The following is a 14,067-nucleotide window of genomic DNA, read 5'->3' on the forward strand; positions in this document are numbered from 1 at the left end:
GGGCAAATCGTGTTTATTCAGACCAGACATCACGGCCTCTTTTTTATAACCTCACCCTTGCTGCTGGCAGAAAGCACGCATTAAGTATCACCACATCCAAGTGGTACGCATGGTCACCCGTATCGTCCGGTACGCTCAGATCGTTGATATCCTGAGCAAGTATGGTTTTGGCATCGGCCTTGAGAAGCTCTTTCCCGGGCGGGCACGGTTCAAACTGCCCGGAGAAGACAAAGCGGCCGAAGGCACGACCATCTACGAACGGATACGGCTTGCCCTTGAGGAACTCGGCCCGACGTTTGTGAAGTTCGGGCAGATCATGAGCACAAGGACCGAACTGCTGCCGCCGGAGATGATCGAGCAGCTCAAGCGGCTGCAGGATCATGCGAAACCAGTGCCCTTCTCCGAGGTCATGGCTATCATCGAGGAGAACTGCCCCGAGTGGGAGGACTACTTCGGTGATATCGAGGAGACCCCCGTGGCATCTGCCTCCATCGGGCAGGTCCACCGGGCGTACCTCCGTGACGGGACCAAAGTCGCCCTGAAGATCCAGCGCCCGGGCATCCCGGAAATAATCGAGCTGGATATCGGGATCCTCCAGTCCATGGCCGAGCGGATCGAGACGGTCCTCCCTGAGACCCGGGTCTACAATCCCAAGGGAATGGTGGATGACTTCGCTCACCAGATCGTAAAAGAACTGGACTTCACGCGTGACGCACGGAACGCTAACCGGATGTCCCGGAACTTCCAGAACTTCCCGGGGGTCCGGTTCCCGAAGATCTACTGGGAGTATTCAAAGCCCCATTTTCTGGTCATGGAATTTGTCGAGGGAGTCCGGATCGACGACCGCGAGGCCATCAGAGAGATGGGCCAGGACCCTCATGCGATCGGTGTCCGCGGATTCCATGCATACCTCAAAATGATCTTTGAGGACGGGTACTTCCATGGCGACCCGCACCCGGGCAACCTGCTCGTGACAAAAGAGGGGGACATTGTCTTCCTGGACTTTGGGATCGTGGGTATCCTCCGGCCGGAGAAACGCCAGAACTTCATCAACCTCCTCTTTGCCCTGACAACGGACAACATCGAGCTGATGATCCGATCGCTTGAAGGCTTCGGGATCGTGATCGCCGAGGAGGATCGCGAAGCACTCCGCGATGATCTCTATATCATGATGCATGACTTCTCGGGAGGCGAAGGGGACGGCGTCTCGCAGCTGAACTTCGGGCTTGTTGTCACCGAGCTGACCGAAGCGATGCGAAGGTACCGGCTGAAGGTACCGATGAACCTGATGCTTCTTTTGAAGGTCTTTGTCATGGTCCTCGACATTGGCGTGCGGCTCGACCCGAAGTTCAACTTCGGTAAAGAAGTAACCCCCTACCTCTCCAAGCTTGCCGATGCAAACACATTCTCGGAAGGATATATGAAGCGTGCGTCCATGGCGCTCCTCGAGGGTGCCGATGCACTGCTCGACATGCCCCGGAACATCAACCTGATGCTCAGGAGGCTCTCGACCGGTTCGTTCAAGCTCGAGATCGTGGAGAACGATATCCAGAAACTCCAGATGGCCCTCGACCGGTTCAGCGACAAGCTCCTGATGGGGATGGTCGTGGCATCGCTTGTCGTCGGCTCCTCGCTCGTACTTCAGGTCTCGTCTGTCACGCTACCCACTCAAATCTCATGGATTGCCATTGGCGGGTATACGGCAGCAGTGCTCTGCGGGTTTTATGCGATCTACCACGTCATCTTCCTGAAGTTCCGGATGGAACGGTAGAAAGGACCCCGGTTCAGATATCTTTTTTCAGGACTTCCCAGGCAAGGACTTTTTCAGGGAATGGCATTGCAGCATAAGCGGGGCTCGTTGAAGGCAGCGCCACGCAGGGCAGGTTCGGTACTTCACACCACCGGTGGTAGAGCCGGCCGGCAGTACTCCCGTTCAGCGCAACCATCAGAATTGACGGGTGTTTTTGGACAAACCCAGCAATGTTGTTGGGAACCAGCTTTCTGATCCGGCTATCGGCACTGCCAGGCCGCTCGCAGGATGCGACAACGTCCCAGAGCGCAATACCGCACGTGGTCAGAAGTGCTATCCGCTCCGGATAGGGAAGCGATGATGGGACGGAAAAGAGCAGTTCCATGACCGCCCAGAACTGGTTCTTTGGGTTGCCGTAGTATTCCTGACGCTCAAGTGAGAGGACGCTGGGAAAGCTCCCGAGAATAAGGACGCGGGGGTTGGGGGATGAGACGGGAAGGAGGCCGGAACAGGGCATAGAAAAATAAGTCGGCCTCTATTGGGGCTCTTTGAAATAAAGGTTGCAGTGGCAGTGGCCCAGGCTTGCCACTTCTTCCTTGTGATGGACGCACGGGCATTCGATTGCCCGGTCTTTCTCCTCGTCGCCGCTCCGGAGCCGGCAGGGGCAGTAGGGGTGCCCGAACTTTGTCTTGTTCCGAACGAGCCCGCGTATTACCGTACCGAGTTGTTTCTCGTCCTTGTTGAGGCTCCATCCGTGCTTCTGGGCATACCCCTGAGCCCACTTGAGCATATCCGCTTCTTCCGGTGAAATATCTGTCATGGTATCCATTCAGGCAGTTTTGTCACCATAGTGTAGGCATCAGGCACATTAGTCTTTGCGATCGGAGGCTCACTTCTTTTTTATTGGGCTTTTCTTAACCGGCTTCTTCACCGCGGTCTTCAGTTTTCCTGCAGCTGCTTTCTTCGGAGCTGCAGTCTTCGTGATCCGTTTCACAACGCGGTTGTAGGTAGCCATCACGTCCCCCTTGTCGAACCGGTACACGTCCTTGTCGAGCGATTCTTTCGTCTTCTTGTCCCACAGGCGCATCGAGTCCATGCTGATCTCGTCGCCAAGATAGATCGTCTTTCCTGCACGGCCGAATTCGATCTTGAAGTCCACGAGCGTGATCTCCTGCGCTGCCATCAGTTTTACGAGAAGGGCATTGATCTTCAGGGCTGCTTTCTTGATGGCTGCCAGCTCCTTTTGTGTTGCCAGCTTCAGGGCAATGATCAGGTCGTCGTTGAGCATCGGGTCATGCCGTGAGTCGTCCTTGAAATCGATGACGATCACGGGGGGATTGAGTCTTGCCCCCTCCTTGAACGGGTAATTGCGCACAATGGAGCCTGCAGCAACGTTCCTTACGATCACTTCAAGAGGGATCATGGATAGTTCCCGCACCAGCATCCGGCGCGGGTCGATCATTTCCAGGAAGTGGGTTTTCACGCCGTTCTTTTCCAGGTACTGGAAGATAAAAGCTGACGCCTCTGCATTGTAGCTGCCCTTGTTCTTCAGTTTGTCCTTCTTCCCGCCATCGAACGCGGTGATGTCGTCGCGGAACTCCACGATCAGCTGTCCTTTCGTGTCTGTCCGGTATACGGATTTTGCCTTTCCGGTATAGAGGAGGCCCTTCTGTTTCACAATCCACTGCTCCTTGCCTGTATTGTATGTGCGAGCCGGTTTATCAGGGGTTGCATGCCGGGGTCGAACCAGCCCTTGTCAATGAACCGCTGATAGATGCAGAGCCGCTCGACAAGCCGGGCATTTCCTGCAATAACCCTGAGCTCATCGAGTGCCGGCCATGGGTGCTCGGGGTTCACGTAATCGATGGTCAGAGGGGAGACTCCCCCGAGGTCGTCGACCCCGCATTCTATCAGGAGGCTGGCGTCGATCAGGTTCGGCGGGATCTGGACCGCGATATCGGGCTGGAGGATGTCTTTTGCCATTCGGATGGTTGCACAGACTTCGTCCGTGGTGGGGATGGGGCTTTTGTCAAGCGGCGTCCCGGGTTTCGGGCAGAAGTTCTGGATGATGATCTCCTGGATATGGCCGTAGCGCTTGTGGAGATCGCGGATGGCAAAGAGCGAGTCCTCGCGGTCGGCCATGGTCTCACCGATCCCGAGAAGGAGCCCGGTCGTGAAAGGGATCTTCAGTCTGCCCGCGTCCTCTATCATGGCGAGCCGGACATCAGGCGACTTTCCCTTCGAGGTTGCATGGGCGGGGATCTCCGCGGTGGTCTCGAGCATCAGTCCCATGCTCGCGGTGACCGGCCGGAGTCGTTCCATCTCTCCATACGTCAGGATCCCGGCATTCGTGTGGGGGAGGATCCCGCATGCAATCGCTTTCCGGCACATGGCCTCGCAGTAATCAAGAATCGTCTTATAACCATGCGTGGCGAGCATCGCGGAAAAGCCCGGCTCCTCCTCCGGCCGTTCGCCAAACGTGAAGAGTGCCTCGGTGCACCCGAGAGCAGCACCGTTCTGCAGGGTCTTTTCCACCTCTGCCTGTGCCATGATGCAGCCTTCCTGTACAGGTGTGCGGAAACAGCAGTACCCGCACCGGTTCCGGCACACGGTCGTGAGCGGAAGGAAAGCATTTCTTGAGAAGGTGATCGTGCGGCGATCCATGTACATGAAATTATCGCTTGGATCTCATGAAAGCTGGTGTCGAGCCCGGCTTATGGGTCAGTTCATGCAGGAAGGGCAACTCTAATGAGGTTTCGGGGTTAACCATCTCTAACCTGTTATATTCTGCCGTGAATGATCATGGCGGACCGGGACCTGCAGATGTCACCATTCGAAGTCCATGTCAAGGAGGGAGATGCGAGGGGCGACGGTGACCGTACCGCGTCACTCCCTGATGAGTGTGCTGCCCTCAGGGCCGAGAACGAGTTTTTGAAAAAGAAGCTCCATCTTGTCGGCAGTGTCACCCGGCATGATGTCCTCAACCAGATGACCGCGATTGTCGGGTACAATGAACTGCTCGAGATGATTGTCACCGATGAGAAACAGAAGTCCTACATCGAGCGCGAGAAGTTCGCGGTTGACAAGATCCGGCGTCTCTTCCAGTTTGCCAAGGATTACCAGAACCTTGCGGTGGAACCCCCCCGCTGGCAGGGGCTTGACAATGTGATCCACCGTGCCATGGAAATTTTTGACAATCCTGCAATTCAGGTCACCGTTTCTATTGGCCGGATTGCGGTGTTTGCCGACAGTTTCCTGGATAAGGCGATCTTCCAGTTCCTTGACAATGCTGCCCGGTACGGGGGACCCGTGACAGAGGTACGGATTACGTTTCAGGACCGTGGCACCCACGCAGAGGTGACCATCGAAGACAACGGGTGTGGCATCCCTGCTGCGGACAAGGACCGGATCTTTGAACGGGGCTATGGCAAAGGGACCGGATGGGGCCTCTTTTTAGCCCGGGAAATCCTTGCAATGACCAGCATATCGGTAACAGAGAGCGGGGAGCCGGGGAAAGGCGCCCGGTTTGTCATCACGCTCCCCAAAGGCACGTACCGCGAAGGGGGAGAGGCACCCCCGCTTACGGTCCGGTAGGTTTGTGAACACTGCTTCCCCCTGCTATCCACAATCAGAGGCTTTTTTGTCCCTGGCAGCCAAGATGCAACGATGCAGGAGTTCGTCCGCAAACTCATCCACCTCATCGCCGGTCTCCTCGTTGCAGCAATGGTCTATGTCGCCGGGCAGGCAGCTGCGACCGCAATCCTCGCAACAGGACTCCTTGTTGGCATCGTGCTGGTGGACCTTCTCCTTCGCGGGTACCGCATCCCGCTCTTCTCGTTTCTGGTCGGGCACCTTGACCGCAACGACCGCCTTCCCGGCAGGGGGGCGCTCACCTTTGCCGTCAGCGCGCTCGCGGTAGTTGTTCTCTTTCCCGTCGCTATTTCGGTACCGGCAATCGTGACCGTCGCGGTGCTTGACAGCGTGACAACGATTGCGGGGCTGAGGTTCGGGAAACACCGTATCTACAATGGCAAGTCATGGGAGGGCACCCTTTCCGGCATTGCTGTCACAGCTATCGTCCTGCTCCCGCTCCTGACCCCAGCCGGGGCTGCCGCTGTTGCGATACTGGCAGGAATCATCGAACTCATCTCACCGGTCGATGACAATCTCGTCATCCCTGTGGCAGTCTCGGTCCTGCTGGCATTCATGCCGGCGTTCCTTGTCGTTGCGGTGTGAAAAAAAGGTTGAGGTCAGGAAGTCTCTTTCAGCCGATCCGGGTTCACGGCCACGTACACGTCTGCCTCCTTTGCCACCGGGCGCGTGAACCGCTTGTCATACACCTCGAAGTCGAACGTGTAGGTCCGCGGGAGATCCGACGACCAGACATTCGCCCAGACGCCCACGATCTCGTCCGGCATTTTGCCTTTCGCCGTGAAGACCGCATAGGTCTGGGCAGGGATATGGCGGACTTCCATGCCTTCCGGCACCTTATCAGCACGGGTCACGCCGCACCCGAGCAGGTACGAGTACGTCCCGGTCCAGTCCTTCTCGTATTCCGAGTAGACCGCATACATGACCGGGGGATTCACCCGGTGGGAAATCCGTGCCGGCCCGTTGTTCATGAGGAATGCCTGCCAGCAGCCCGGGATGGTGCCTGCCGCATCTGCGTTCGATGTGCGCCGGGCAATACCGACCACGGTGCGGGCGGGCAGTCTCCGCAGGGTATAGTGTTGTCCGTCCATTACCGGAATCTGGGACGGCAAAACTGTTAAACCATTCATTTCGTTCACGGACGCATATCAGCACCTATTTTTGGTCACCCTGCACACGATCTCTGGTATGTGCCCGCATGCGTTGATCCCGTACAAGCCGAAGAACCCGAAGACAAGGCTCTCCTCCCTCCTCTCGCAGGAAGAGCGCGAGGCATTCGCGTTTGCGATGCTCGAGGATGTGGTCAGCGCAGCAAAGGACGCCATGTGCAGCCCGGTGGTCGTGGGAACGGAACTCTTTGATTCGGAACTTGTGCAGGTGACGGTAAAGGATGCGGACCTGAACCAGACCTTGAACGAGATCCTCCCCACGGTAGAGACCGGCCTCCTGATCCTGATGGCGGACCTCCCGCTTGCCGACGAAGCATCGATCCGCCGGGTCACGTCCACAGAAAAGGACATGGCGATCGTTCCCGGCCGTGGCGGAGGTACGAATGTCATCTTCATGAAGGAGCCGAAAAAATTCCATGTCGATTACTATGGCACGAGTTTTGTAAAGCACATGAAGATCGCCGCAGACGCCGGGCTCTCGGTCGAGGTGGTGGACTCGTTCCGGCTCCATACGGATATTGACGAAGAGGATGACCTGGTCGAACTCCTGATCCACGGCACCGGGAAGAGCAGGGCATACCTCGAGAGCCTCGGGTTCTCCCTTGCAACCGAGACCGGCCGGGTCCGCTGTGTCCGGAAACGATAACAATATCTCATCCAATATCCGAATAGCATGAAATGACCGGACACTCGTGCCTGCCCCTTATCGAACTTCTCCGTGCGCCCAGGCCGGACTTGGGGCGGACTATCACGACGTTTGTCTCCTGCTTCAACACAACCTACGGCGATCCCGCAAAGGACCACTGGGACATCTCTATTGCCGAGTGGGAGCGCTACGAGTTTTTGGGAGACCGCGTTTTGAACCTCATTGTTGCCCAGGCCCTTTTCACCAGGAAACATTCCGCGCTCACTGAGGGAGAGATGACCCGTGCAATCAGCGGGATCGTCTCGAACCATGCGCTCGATGCCATTGTCCGGCACCTGGTGGATTTCGAAGTCTTCTCCCGTCTCATTCCCCCGGCGATTGCAGGGCAGAACACGTATGGCGAACGAATAACCGGGGGGGCGTTCGAGGCATTCATCGGCGCCCTGTACTGCGAGATAGGGCTTGACGAGGTGGCATTCTTCATCAATGCCCTGTTGCGGGAACCCATCGACCAGGCCAGTCCCGAAGAGAACACCATAGGGATGCTGCAGGAATATTTCCAGAAACGGTTCCGGGCCGTTCCCATCTACCGGGAAACAAAACGGGAGGGACCGGACCACCGGCCCATCTTCACCTTTGAAGTGCTCTTCAACAACCAGGTGCTCGGTACCGGGAGTGGCGAGAGCATCCAGAAAGCAGAGCGGGAAGCGGCCCGGGCCGCATGCAGGAAGCTTGGCCTCTCCCTCCCGGATCCGGTGGGGACGCAGCCAGGTGATCCCGGCACATCCTGACATTTCCTGAACCGTCTCAGCGCAACACCCGGTATCCTGCTGCCGAAAGGATCCGGGCCACCTCTTCTTCCCAGCACATTTCATCAGCGATACTGATCGGTGCGATCTCCTTGTCCCAGAGGGCGCGGAGTTCATGGTCCATGGTCGTGAAATACCGCGTGTTATCCATCACGCGACCAACCCGCTCTCCCCTCCTGCCACAAACAAGGATCCGGAAGCAGCCATACTGGCGGCAGAGATCGGGGCGTGTCTGGTGAACCGTACAGATGACCGTTCCCGGCGTCCGCTCCCGCAGGAAAGGGCAGGCCATCGGCCGGTTCTCCAGGATATCCTGTGACGAGAAGAGATCCCGCTTGTCCGGATCGATCCGCACCTGCCGTTCCTCCCCGGTAATGGAAAACCCGAGACGGTACTCGAAGGGACCTGTCTGCTCCTTTATGCAAATGACATGGCCCATGGAACTGCAGCATTCACCGCACTGCTGGCACCGGAATACCATTTATCAGCACCACCTCCATGAAATGTCAGGGGGGGAATCCGATAAAGCCCCCGTGCTGCAGATCATCGCCCGCAGGTAGTATCCGGAACAGGTGAACGTGTCTTTTCCATGACTCCCCGGTCGCGCACCGGTTCATGCAGCCTCTCTCTGCCCCCGTCCGCTCATAACCACCATTCCTTTCCAAGTATTCACCTTTTTCCTGATAAGGGGGTGCCCTGTAAGGAGCAGATCTTCATCAATTTCACGATAGTGGGGACATTCCGAAGATGCCGGATGGCTGGGAGCAGAAGAATGGCCCTGGCCTCCTTCTGGAATTATCCTGGCCGGAACCCTTTTACGTTCCGTGAGGGTGAACGGGAGCATCCTCCAGGCCCGCTGGGTTAATATGGATCGCGGAAAAACGCTCTTTTACGACTTGGTGGCAGGCAGACCTGATGTTTGAATCACTCTTCTCCCGGCATGCAGAAGGCATCTTAAAAGCGCTGACGCTGGAATGGTCCTGCCCGAAATGCGACGGGAGGAACTTCCGGATCCTTTCCGTGAAGGACCGTATGGCCGGAGAGTACGTGAGCAGGTGCCGCTACTGCCATACAAAGTGCCGTGTCACATTCCCCCCTCCTGTATCGGCGGTGGAAGGCGAGGCAGAGTTCCGGGAACTGATCGATGAAGAGGATTTTACCCCGGAGGAGCAGCTCGACATGATACGTGACTTTGCCGAGATAGCATCTCTTATGGTTGATAATGCTCCCCCGGGTGTTATTCAGGAAAAGAAAAAGGCGCTTGAGGCAAAGATTACCTTTGCCAAACGACGGAGACGGTAACGTCACCACTGTGTCCGGTTTTTGGCAAATGCCCCCATGAAGAGGCACTCGGTGGCATCGATCGTTTCGACACCGAGATGATCGCCCAGCGGGAGGCCGATCCCGCGGATGATCGCGGCTGGCGTGCACTCATCGGCTTCACCCATGACGAGTTCAGCAGCGGAAGCAATGTTATCTGCAACCGCCCGTTTTGTCACCTCCAGCTTGCGCCCGAAAAGGTCGGACCTTCCCTGGTCATTGATCACCGAGGGGATTCCCGAAGAACCGATCGCAACGCCGCTGCACCCGAGGCGCATGGCATGCGTGCGGCTGTCAGCGATGATGACCCCGATCCTGACACCGGTCTTTTCTTCGATGGTCTTCCGGATGGAGGTGGCACTCTGGTCCGGGTCAGCGGGCAGGGGCGTGACGCAGCCCGGGGGAGCGTTTGATGCATCCACCCCGGCATTCGGGAGGAGCGTGCCCCCTTTCATGCAGAGCAGAAATCCCGGGATGCCCCCGACAATGGAATCGCTCTCCTGAATCACTACCTCGGCCATGCGGGGATCGATCCTGTACTTGTCCCCGAGTTCCTGGGCTTTGGGGGTTGGCGCGATCTTGTCGAGCCGGACGATATTGCCTTCAGATGTTGCAACAGCGGTCTCTGCAAGGACAAGCACGTCTCCCTCCTCGAATCCCCCGCAGGTCTTCTCCGCAGTTTCGATGACCCGCTCTGCGATGGACTCCCCGCTTGTGATGATGCCGGTTGCAAGGCCGAGGACCTCGTACGATGAGTTCATAATTATTTCCCCATCCGCTGGTACACCTTGATGGTATCAACGGTCTCTTTCACATCATGGGTCCGGATGATCGAGGCCCCTTTCTGGAGGAGGAACAGGGTGACTGCGAGGCTCCCCGCGAGGCGTTCCTCCGGCTCCCGTTTCACAAGGTCGCCGATGAAACTCTTGCGGGAGATGGCCCCAAGGAGCGGGCGGTCAAATGCGAGGAACTCATCGAAATGCCGGCAGAGTTCCCAGTTGTCATCATAGGAACGCTGCGGCGTCCAGATCCCGACACCCGGGTCGAGGACATAATTATCGACTCCTGTGGCCTGACAGCGCTTAACAACTGTCGCTAGTGCGACCTTTGTCTCCTCAAGACCGACAGCATCGCCCGGCGTGTAATCTGTTGCCATCAGGAACGCGGGCAGACCCGCCTGCGCCACGCGCCGGGCATAGGCATCAGAGGCAAAACCGGCAATGTCGTTTACCGCATGGACCTCGTGTTTTAAGCAGATGTCCAGCACCCCCGGGTTCATGGTGTCGACCGAGATGGTGAAGCCGGTGCCGTCCAGTTCCTTTAAGGCAGCATCGATCCGGCCACCCTCTTCTCTCCCGCTGATCGCCTGTGCATTGGGTGCAGTGCTCCGGGCCCCCACGTCGAGCATGTCCGCACCCTGCTCGATCATCTCCACCGCTTTCTTGTGGATCTGGTCGGTCGGGATAAACGAGTCGTGGTAAAAGGATTCGGGGCTGACATTTAAGACACCCATGACCCGGGGAGGCGCATCACCGCCAATTGTGAGTTTGTTTACAATACACGGTCGCATGCCCGCTCCTGTGCTGACCGGAATGTATTCTCCATCAGGGTTGCAATTGTCATCGGTCCTACGCCGCCCGGGACCGGGGTGATCGCTGATGCGACCTCCTTTACTGCCTCGAAGTCCACGTCACCGACCAGTTTTCCTTCGAGCTGGTTGATGCCGACATCGATGACCACGGCGCCCTCTTTCACCATCTCTTTCGTGATGAAATGCGGCTTTCCCACGGCAGAAACAAGGATGTCCGCCCGCTTCAGCTCTTCGGCCAGGTCCTTTGTTTTGCTGTGGCAGATGGTGACCGTTGCATCCGCATTAAGGAGGAGTGCTGCCATGGGGCGACCGACATCGATGCTCCGGCCGGCAACGACTGCACGGGCGCCTGCAACAGGGATCTGGTACTCGGCAAGGAGGGTCATGATCCCTGTTGGCGTGCAGGACGAGAACCGGGGTTTCCCCAAAAAGAGGTGCCCCATGTTCTCCGGGTGATAGCCGTCCACGTCTTTCTCCGGGCTGATGGCATTGATTACCCGCCCGGTGTCGACCTGTGAGGGAAGGGGGAGCTGGACAAGGATCCCATCGACGGACCCATCGCGGTTCAGCGCCCTGACCTTGTCCACAACTGTCCGGGTTGTTGCGTCTGCAGGGAGTTCAACCCCGACAGACGCGATCCCGACCTTCTCGCAGGCCTTGTGCTTCATCCGCACGTACATCTGCGAGGCGGGATCGTTGCCCACGATGACCGTGGCGAGCTTCGGGTGGAGCCCGGAGCCTGCAATCGCTTCCCTGAGGGTCTCAAGGCGCTTCTCCGACGTCTGTTTTCCGTCAAGGATCGTGGCCATGGGCAGATCTCCGCAGTTATTCGGGATAGAGGGTGAACTTCGAGGCCAAGGCTTCGACCTTGCCGCGCACGTCGCTCGTGTTCTTCTCGTTCTTGATATCCTTAATGACGCTGGCAATCCAGCCGCCGATGAGGCGCATCTCGGCTTCCTTCATGCCCCTTGAGGTGACAGCGGGGGTGCCGATGCGGAGACCGCTCGTGACAAACGGGCTCTTGGTCTCGTTCGGGATGGTGTTCTTGTTGACCGTGATGCCGGCTTTACCGAGCGCAGTCTCGGCCTCGAGGCCGGTGATGCCCTGCTCGGTCAGGTCGAGGAGCATGAGGTGGTTGTCGGTGCCGCCCGAGACGAGCCGGAGGCCGTTGGCCATGAGAGTCTCGGCAAGGACTTTGGCGTTCCTGATGATCTGCTTGTTGTATTCCCTGAACGAGGGCTTGAGGGCTTCCTCGAAACAGACCGCCTTTGCCGCGATGGTGTGCATCAGGGGACCGCCCTGCATGCCGGGAAAGACCGCCTTGTCGATGCCAACGCCGAGGTCAGCGTTGCACATAATGGCGCCGCCGCGGGGCCCGCGGAGGGTCTTGTGGGTGGTTGTGGTGGTATAGTTGACCACACCGACCGATGTCGGGTGGAGTCCGGTGGCAACGAGGCCGGCGATGTGGGCGATGTCGGCAAGGCAGACCGCACCGACGTCATCGGCAATCTCCTGGAAGGCCTTGAAGTCGATGGTCCGCGGGTAGGCCGAGGCGCCGCAGACGATGATCTGGGGCCTCTCCTTCTTTGCCATCTCCGCTACCACGCCGTAATCGAGGACTTCGGTCTTCGGGTCCACACCGTATTGAGCTACCTGGTAGAACTTTCCGGTGAAGCTGACCGGGGAACCGTGGGAAAGGTGGCCTCCCTGGTTCAGCTTCATGGAGAGGATCTTTTCTCCCAGCTTGATGGCTGCAAAATAAACCGCCATGTTCGCCTGGGTTCCCGAGTGGGCCTGCACATTCGCGTGCTCGGCGCCGAAAAGCTTCTTGAGCCGGTCGCGGGCAAGGTTCTCGGCCATATCGTGGAACTCGCATCCGCCATAGTACCGCTTGCCGGGGTAGCCCTCGGCATACTTGTTGGTCATGATGGACCCCATCGCCTCGAGCACCGCACGCGAGACAACGTTCTCGGACGCAATCAGCTCCAGGCCGTTCACCTGGCGGAGCCTCTCCTTTTCGATGATATCGGCAATTGCCGGATCTGTTTTTGCCAGATAGGACATATGCAGAAAAGTTCGCTCGGATCAGGTAATACCTTTTCCCGATCCGAGGGGTCCATCAGGACCCTGAGGATGAGAAGAACCCGGAGGGTTCTTCGAAATCCGAAAGGTGCATCTAACAGTGAGGACGAGGAAAGCCCGGAGGGTTCTTCGAAATCCGAAAGGTGCATCTAACAGTGAGGACGAGGAAAGCTCGGAGGGTTCTTCGAAATCCGAAAGATGCATCTAACAGTGAGGATGAGAAGAACGCGGAAGCGTTCTTCGACTAGATCATGGCATGTATTCAATCCTGCCCTTGCCGCAGGTTCCCCGTTTTCAGAATTCCCGCCATCGTTCCCGCCGCTGCCTCCCCCCTCAGCGGAAGCATTGACCGTTTTTTGTAAAGCCGGCCGCTCATTTTTCCTGATATCAGATAAGAACGGCAAATTTCATTTTAAATGCCGGGTCCAGCCACAATGCTTTTTACCTAACCAGACGATCATTACTATTATTATAAGAGGAATGCGCCGCACGAGTACTATACAAGTATGGCGCACGAAGATGCAAAGATCAAGTACCTTGAGCACGAACTCGATCAACAGGAGAAACTGATTCAGATGATGGAAGGTTCAGCAAGCGAGGACCGCATTGCCGCCCTCGAGAAGAAAGTAAAAGAGATGGAGGCGCTTGTCAAGGGGCTGACCCAGGAGCTCCTCGATCTCAAGTCCGTTGCGATGAAGATGTCCAAGCAGACCGAGGAACGCCGCATGCAGGAATTGAAGCGCGGCCCGATCGTCCAGGGATCGCAGGGCGCAGCCCCGGCAGCACCCGCCCAGTCCCCGTCCGGCAGCACGGTCATCCGCCCCAAGAGCCGTGCCCCCGAGGCACCCGCAGCACCCGCCGAGCCGGTCATGGACATGATCATGCAGCCCGACGGCACCATGAAGCTCGAGCCCCGCCGCGGCGACAAGGACTACATCGTTGCCCGCGCCGGCTATGGGCAGGGAAAGAAGGGCTCACGGCCCAAACAGGGCGAACTCATCTACGCAACCGAGGATGAGCAAAAGAAGGATCCTGCAAAGAAGTAAGGA

At 57.7% G+C, this 14,067-nt stretch carries 18 protein-coding genes; 7 read left to right on the forward strand and 11 right to left on the reverse strand.

Going from position 1 to position 14,067, the window contains the following annotated elements:
* Positions 1 to 109 precede the first annotated feature (109 nt).
* The gene (locus METFOR_RS02580) at positions 110 to 1,771 is read left to right on the forward strand and encodes an ABC1 kinase family protein (RefSeq protein ID WP_015284549.1); all 1,662 of its coding nucleotides are present in this window, start codon (positions 110 to 112) and stop codon (positions 1,769 to 1,771) included.
* Between the two features lie 13 nt (positions 1,772 to 1,784).
* On the opposite strand, the gene METFOR_RS02585 is transcribed toward METFOR_RS02580, so the two are convergent.
* From METFOR_RS02585 to cofG, 4 genes are read right to left on the reverse strand one after another with little or no spacing between them, the layout of a single operon-like run.
* Entirely contained in the window at positions 1,785 to 2,267 is a 483-nt protein-coding gene (locus tag METFOR_RS02585) for a DNA-deoxyinosine glycosylase (protein WP_015284550.1), read from the reverse strand.
* Positions 2,268 to 2,285: 18 nt separating this feature from the next.
* Positions 2,286 to 2,579: a ferredoxin-thioredoxin reductase catalytic domain-containing protein gene (locus METFOR_RS02590; RefSeq protein ID WP_015284551.1), complete on the reverse strand. Its 294-nt coding sequence runs from the start codon at positions 2,577 to 2,579 to the stop codon at positions 2,286 to 2,288.
* A gap of 60 nt (positions 2,580 to 2,639) precedes the next feature.
* Complete coding sequence (gene purC, locus METFOR_RS02595; RefSeq protein ID WP_015284552.1) at positions 2,640 to 3,428, reverse strand: phosphoribosylaminoimidazolesuccinocarboxamide synthase; 789 nt, start codon at positions 3,426 to 3,428, stop codon at positions 2,640 to 2,642.
* Positions 3,425 to 4,414 carry a 7,8-didemethyl-8-hydroxy-5-deazariboflavin synthase CofG gene (gene cofG / locus METFOR_RS02600; protein ID WP_048111087.1) on the reverse strand — a complete coding sequence of 330 codons (990 nt, stop codon included), beginning with the start codon at positions 4,412 to 4,414 and terminating at the stop codon, positions 3,425 to 3,427. The genes purC and cofG overlap by 4 nt, the downstream gene beginning before the upstream one ends.
* A gap of 138 nt (positions 4,415 to 4,552) precedes the next feature.
* Here cofG and METFOR_RS02605 point away from each other — a divergent pair, with 138 nt between their 5' ends.
* Both METFOR_RS02605 and METFOR_RS02610 read left to right on the forward strand, forming a co-directional pair.
* Entirely contained in the window at positions 4,553 to 5,344 is a 792-nt protein-coding gene (locus METFOR_RS02605) for a sensor histidine kinase (RefSeq protein ID WP_158491340.1), read from the forward strand.
* Between the two features lie 72 nt (positions 5,345 to 5,416).
* Positions 5,417 to 5,986, forward strand: coding sequence for a diacylglycerol/polyprenol kinase family protein (locus tag METFOR_RS02610; RefSeq protein ID WP_015284555.1), 570 nt, complete (start codon positions 5,417 to 5,419; stop codon positions 5,984 to 5,986).
* Between the two features lie 14 nt (positions 5,987 to 6,000).
* Here the strand turns inward: METFOR_RS02610 and METFOR_RS02615 are convergent, their stop codons facing one another.
* The gene (locus METFOR_RS02615; protein ID WP_015284556.1) at positions 6,001 to 6,492 is read right to left on the reverse strand and encodes a GyrI-like domain-containing protein; all 492 of its coding nucleotides are present in this window, start codon (positions 6,490 to 6,492) and stop codon (positions 6,001 to 6,003) included.
* A 97-nt stretch (positions 6,493 to 6,589) separates the two neighbouring features.
* Between METFOR_RS02615 and cofC the strand changes: the two genes are divergently transcribed.
* Both cofC and METFOR_RS02625 read left to right on the forward strand, forming a co-directional pair.
* Entirely contained in the window at positions 6,590 to 7,216 is a 627-nt protein-coding gene (gene cofC, locus METFOR_RS02620) for a 2-phospho-L-lactate guanylyltransferase (RefSeq protein ID WP_015284557.1), read from the forward strand.
* 32 nt (positions 7,217 to 7,248) lie between these two features.
* Positions 7,249 to 8,007 (forward strand): ribonuclease III family protein, encoded by a 759-nt coding sequence (locus METFOR_RS02625; RefSeq protein ID WP_015284558.1) that lies wholly within the window; start codon positions 7,249 to 7,251, stop codon positions 8,005 to 8,007.
* 16 nt (positions 8,008 to 8,023) lie between these two features.
* Here METFOR_RS02625 and METFOR_RS02630 read toward each other — a convergent pair whose 3' ends face one another.
* A complete protein-coding gene (locus METFOR_RS02630) occupies positions 8,024 to 8,506 on the reverse strand; it encodes a YkgJ family cysteine cluster protein (protein WP_015284559.1) in 483 nt (160 codons plus the stop codon).
* Between the two features lie 132 nt (positions 8,507 to 8,638).
* Positions 8,639 to 8,869, reverse strand: coding sequence for a hypothetical protein (locus tag METFOR_RS15220; protein ID WP_148277572.1), 231 nt, complete (start codon positions 8,867 to 8,869; stop codon positions 8,639 to 8,641).
* Positions 8,870 to 8,940: 71 nt separating this feature from the next.
* Here METFOR_RS15220 and METFOR_RS02635 point away from each other — a divergent pair, with 71 nt between their 5' ends.
* Positions 8,941 to 9,327, forward strand: coding sequence for a hypothetical protein (locus METFOR_RS02635; RefSeq protein WP_015284560.1), 387 nt, complete (start codon positions 8,941 to 8,943; stop codon positions 9,325 to 9,327).
* A 2-nt stretch (positions 9,328 to 9,329) separates the two neighbouring features.
* Here METFOR_RS02635 and cofE read toward each other — a convergent pair whose 3' ends face one another.
* The 4 genes from cofE to METFOR_RS02655 are packed head-to-tail and all read right to left on the reverse strand — an operon-like array spanning position 9,330 to position 13,000.
* The gene (gene cofE / locus METFOR_RS02640; protein WP_015284561.1) at positions 9,330 to 10,106 is read right to left on the reverse strand and encodes a coenzyme F420-0:L-glutamate ligase; all 777 of its coding nucleotides are present in this window, start codon (positions 10,104 to 10,106) and stop codon (positions 9,330 to 9,332) included.
* Between the two features lie 2 nt (positions 10,107 to 10,108).
* Positions 10,109 to 10,915 carry a dihydropteroate synthase gene (gene folP, locus METFOR_RS02645; RefSeq protein WP_015284562.1) on the reverse strand — a complete coding sequence of 269 codons (807 nt, stop codon included), beginning with the start codon at positions 10,913 to 10,915 and terminating at the stop codon, positions 10,109 to 10,111.
* Complete coding sequence (gene folD / locus METFOR_RS02650; protein WP_015284563.1) at positions 10,897 to 11,745, reverse strand: bifunctional methylenetetrahydrofolate dehydrogenase/methenyltetrahydrofolate cyclohydrolase FolD; 849 nt, start codon at positions 11,743 to 11,745, stop codon at positions 10,897 to 10,899. Before folD ends, folP begins: the two co-directional genes overlap by 19 nt.
* A gap of 16 nt (positions 11,746 to 11,761) precedes the next feature.
* On the reverse strand, positions 11,762 to 13,000 hold the full coding sequence (locus METFOR_RS02655; protein ID WP_015284564.1) for a serine hydroxymethyltransferase: 1,239 nt from the start codon (positions 12,998 to 13,000) through the stop codon (positions 11,762 to 11,764).
* Between the two features lie 524 nt (positions 13,001 to 13,524).
* On the opposite strand from METFOR_RS02655, the gene METFOR_RS02660 reads away from it, so the two are divergent.
* Entirely contained in the window at positions 13,525 to 14,064 is a 540-nt protein-coding gene (locus tag METFOR_RS02660; RefSeq protein WP_015284565.1) for a DUF7518 family protein, read from the forward strand.
* Positions 14,065 to 14,067: the final 3 nt, after the last annotated feature.

This window comes from Methanoregula formicica SMSP (assembly GCF_000327485.1).
GTDB lineage: Archaea > Halobacteriota > Methanomicrobia > Methanomicrobiales > Methanospirillaceae > Methanoregula > Methanoregula formicica.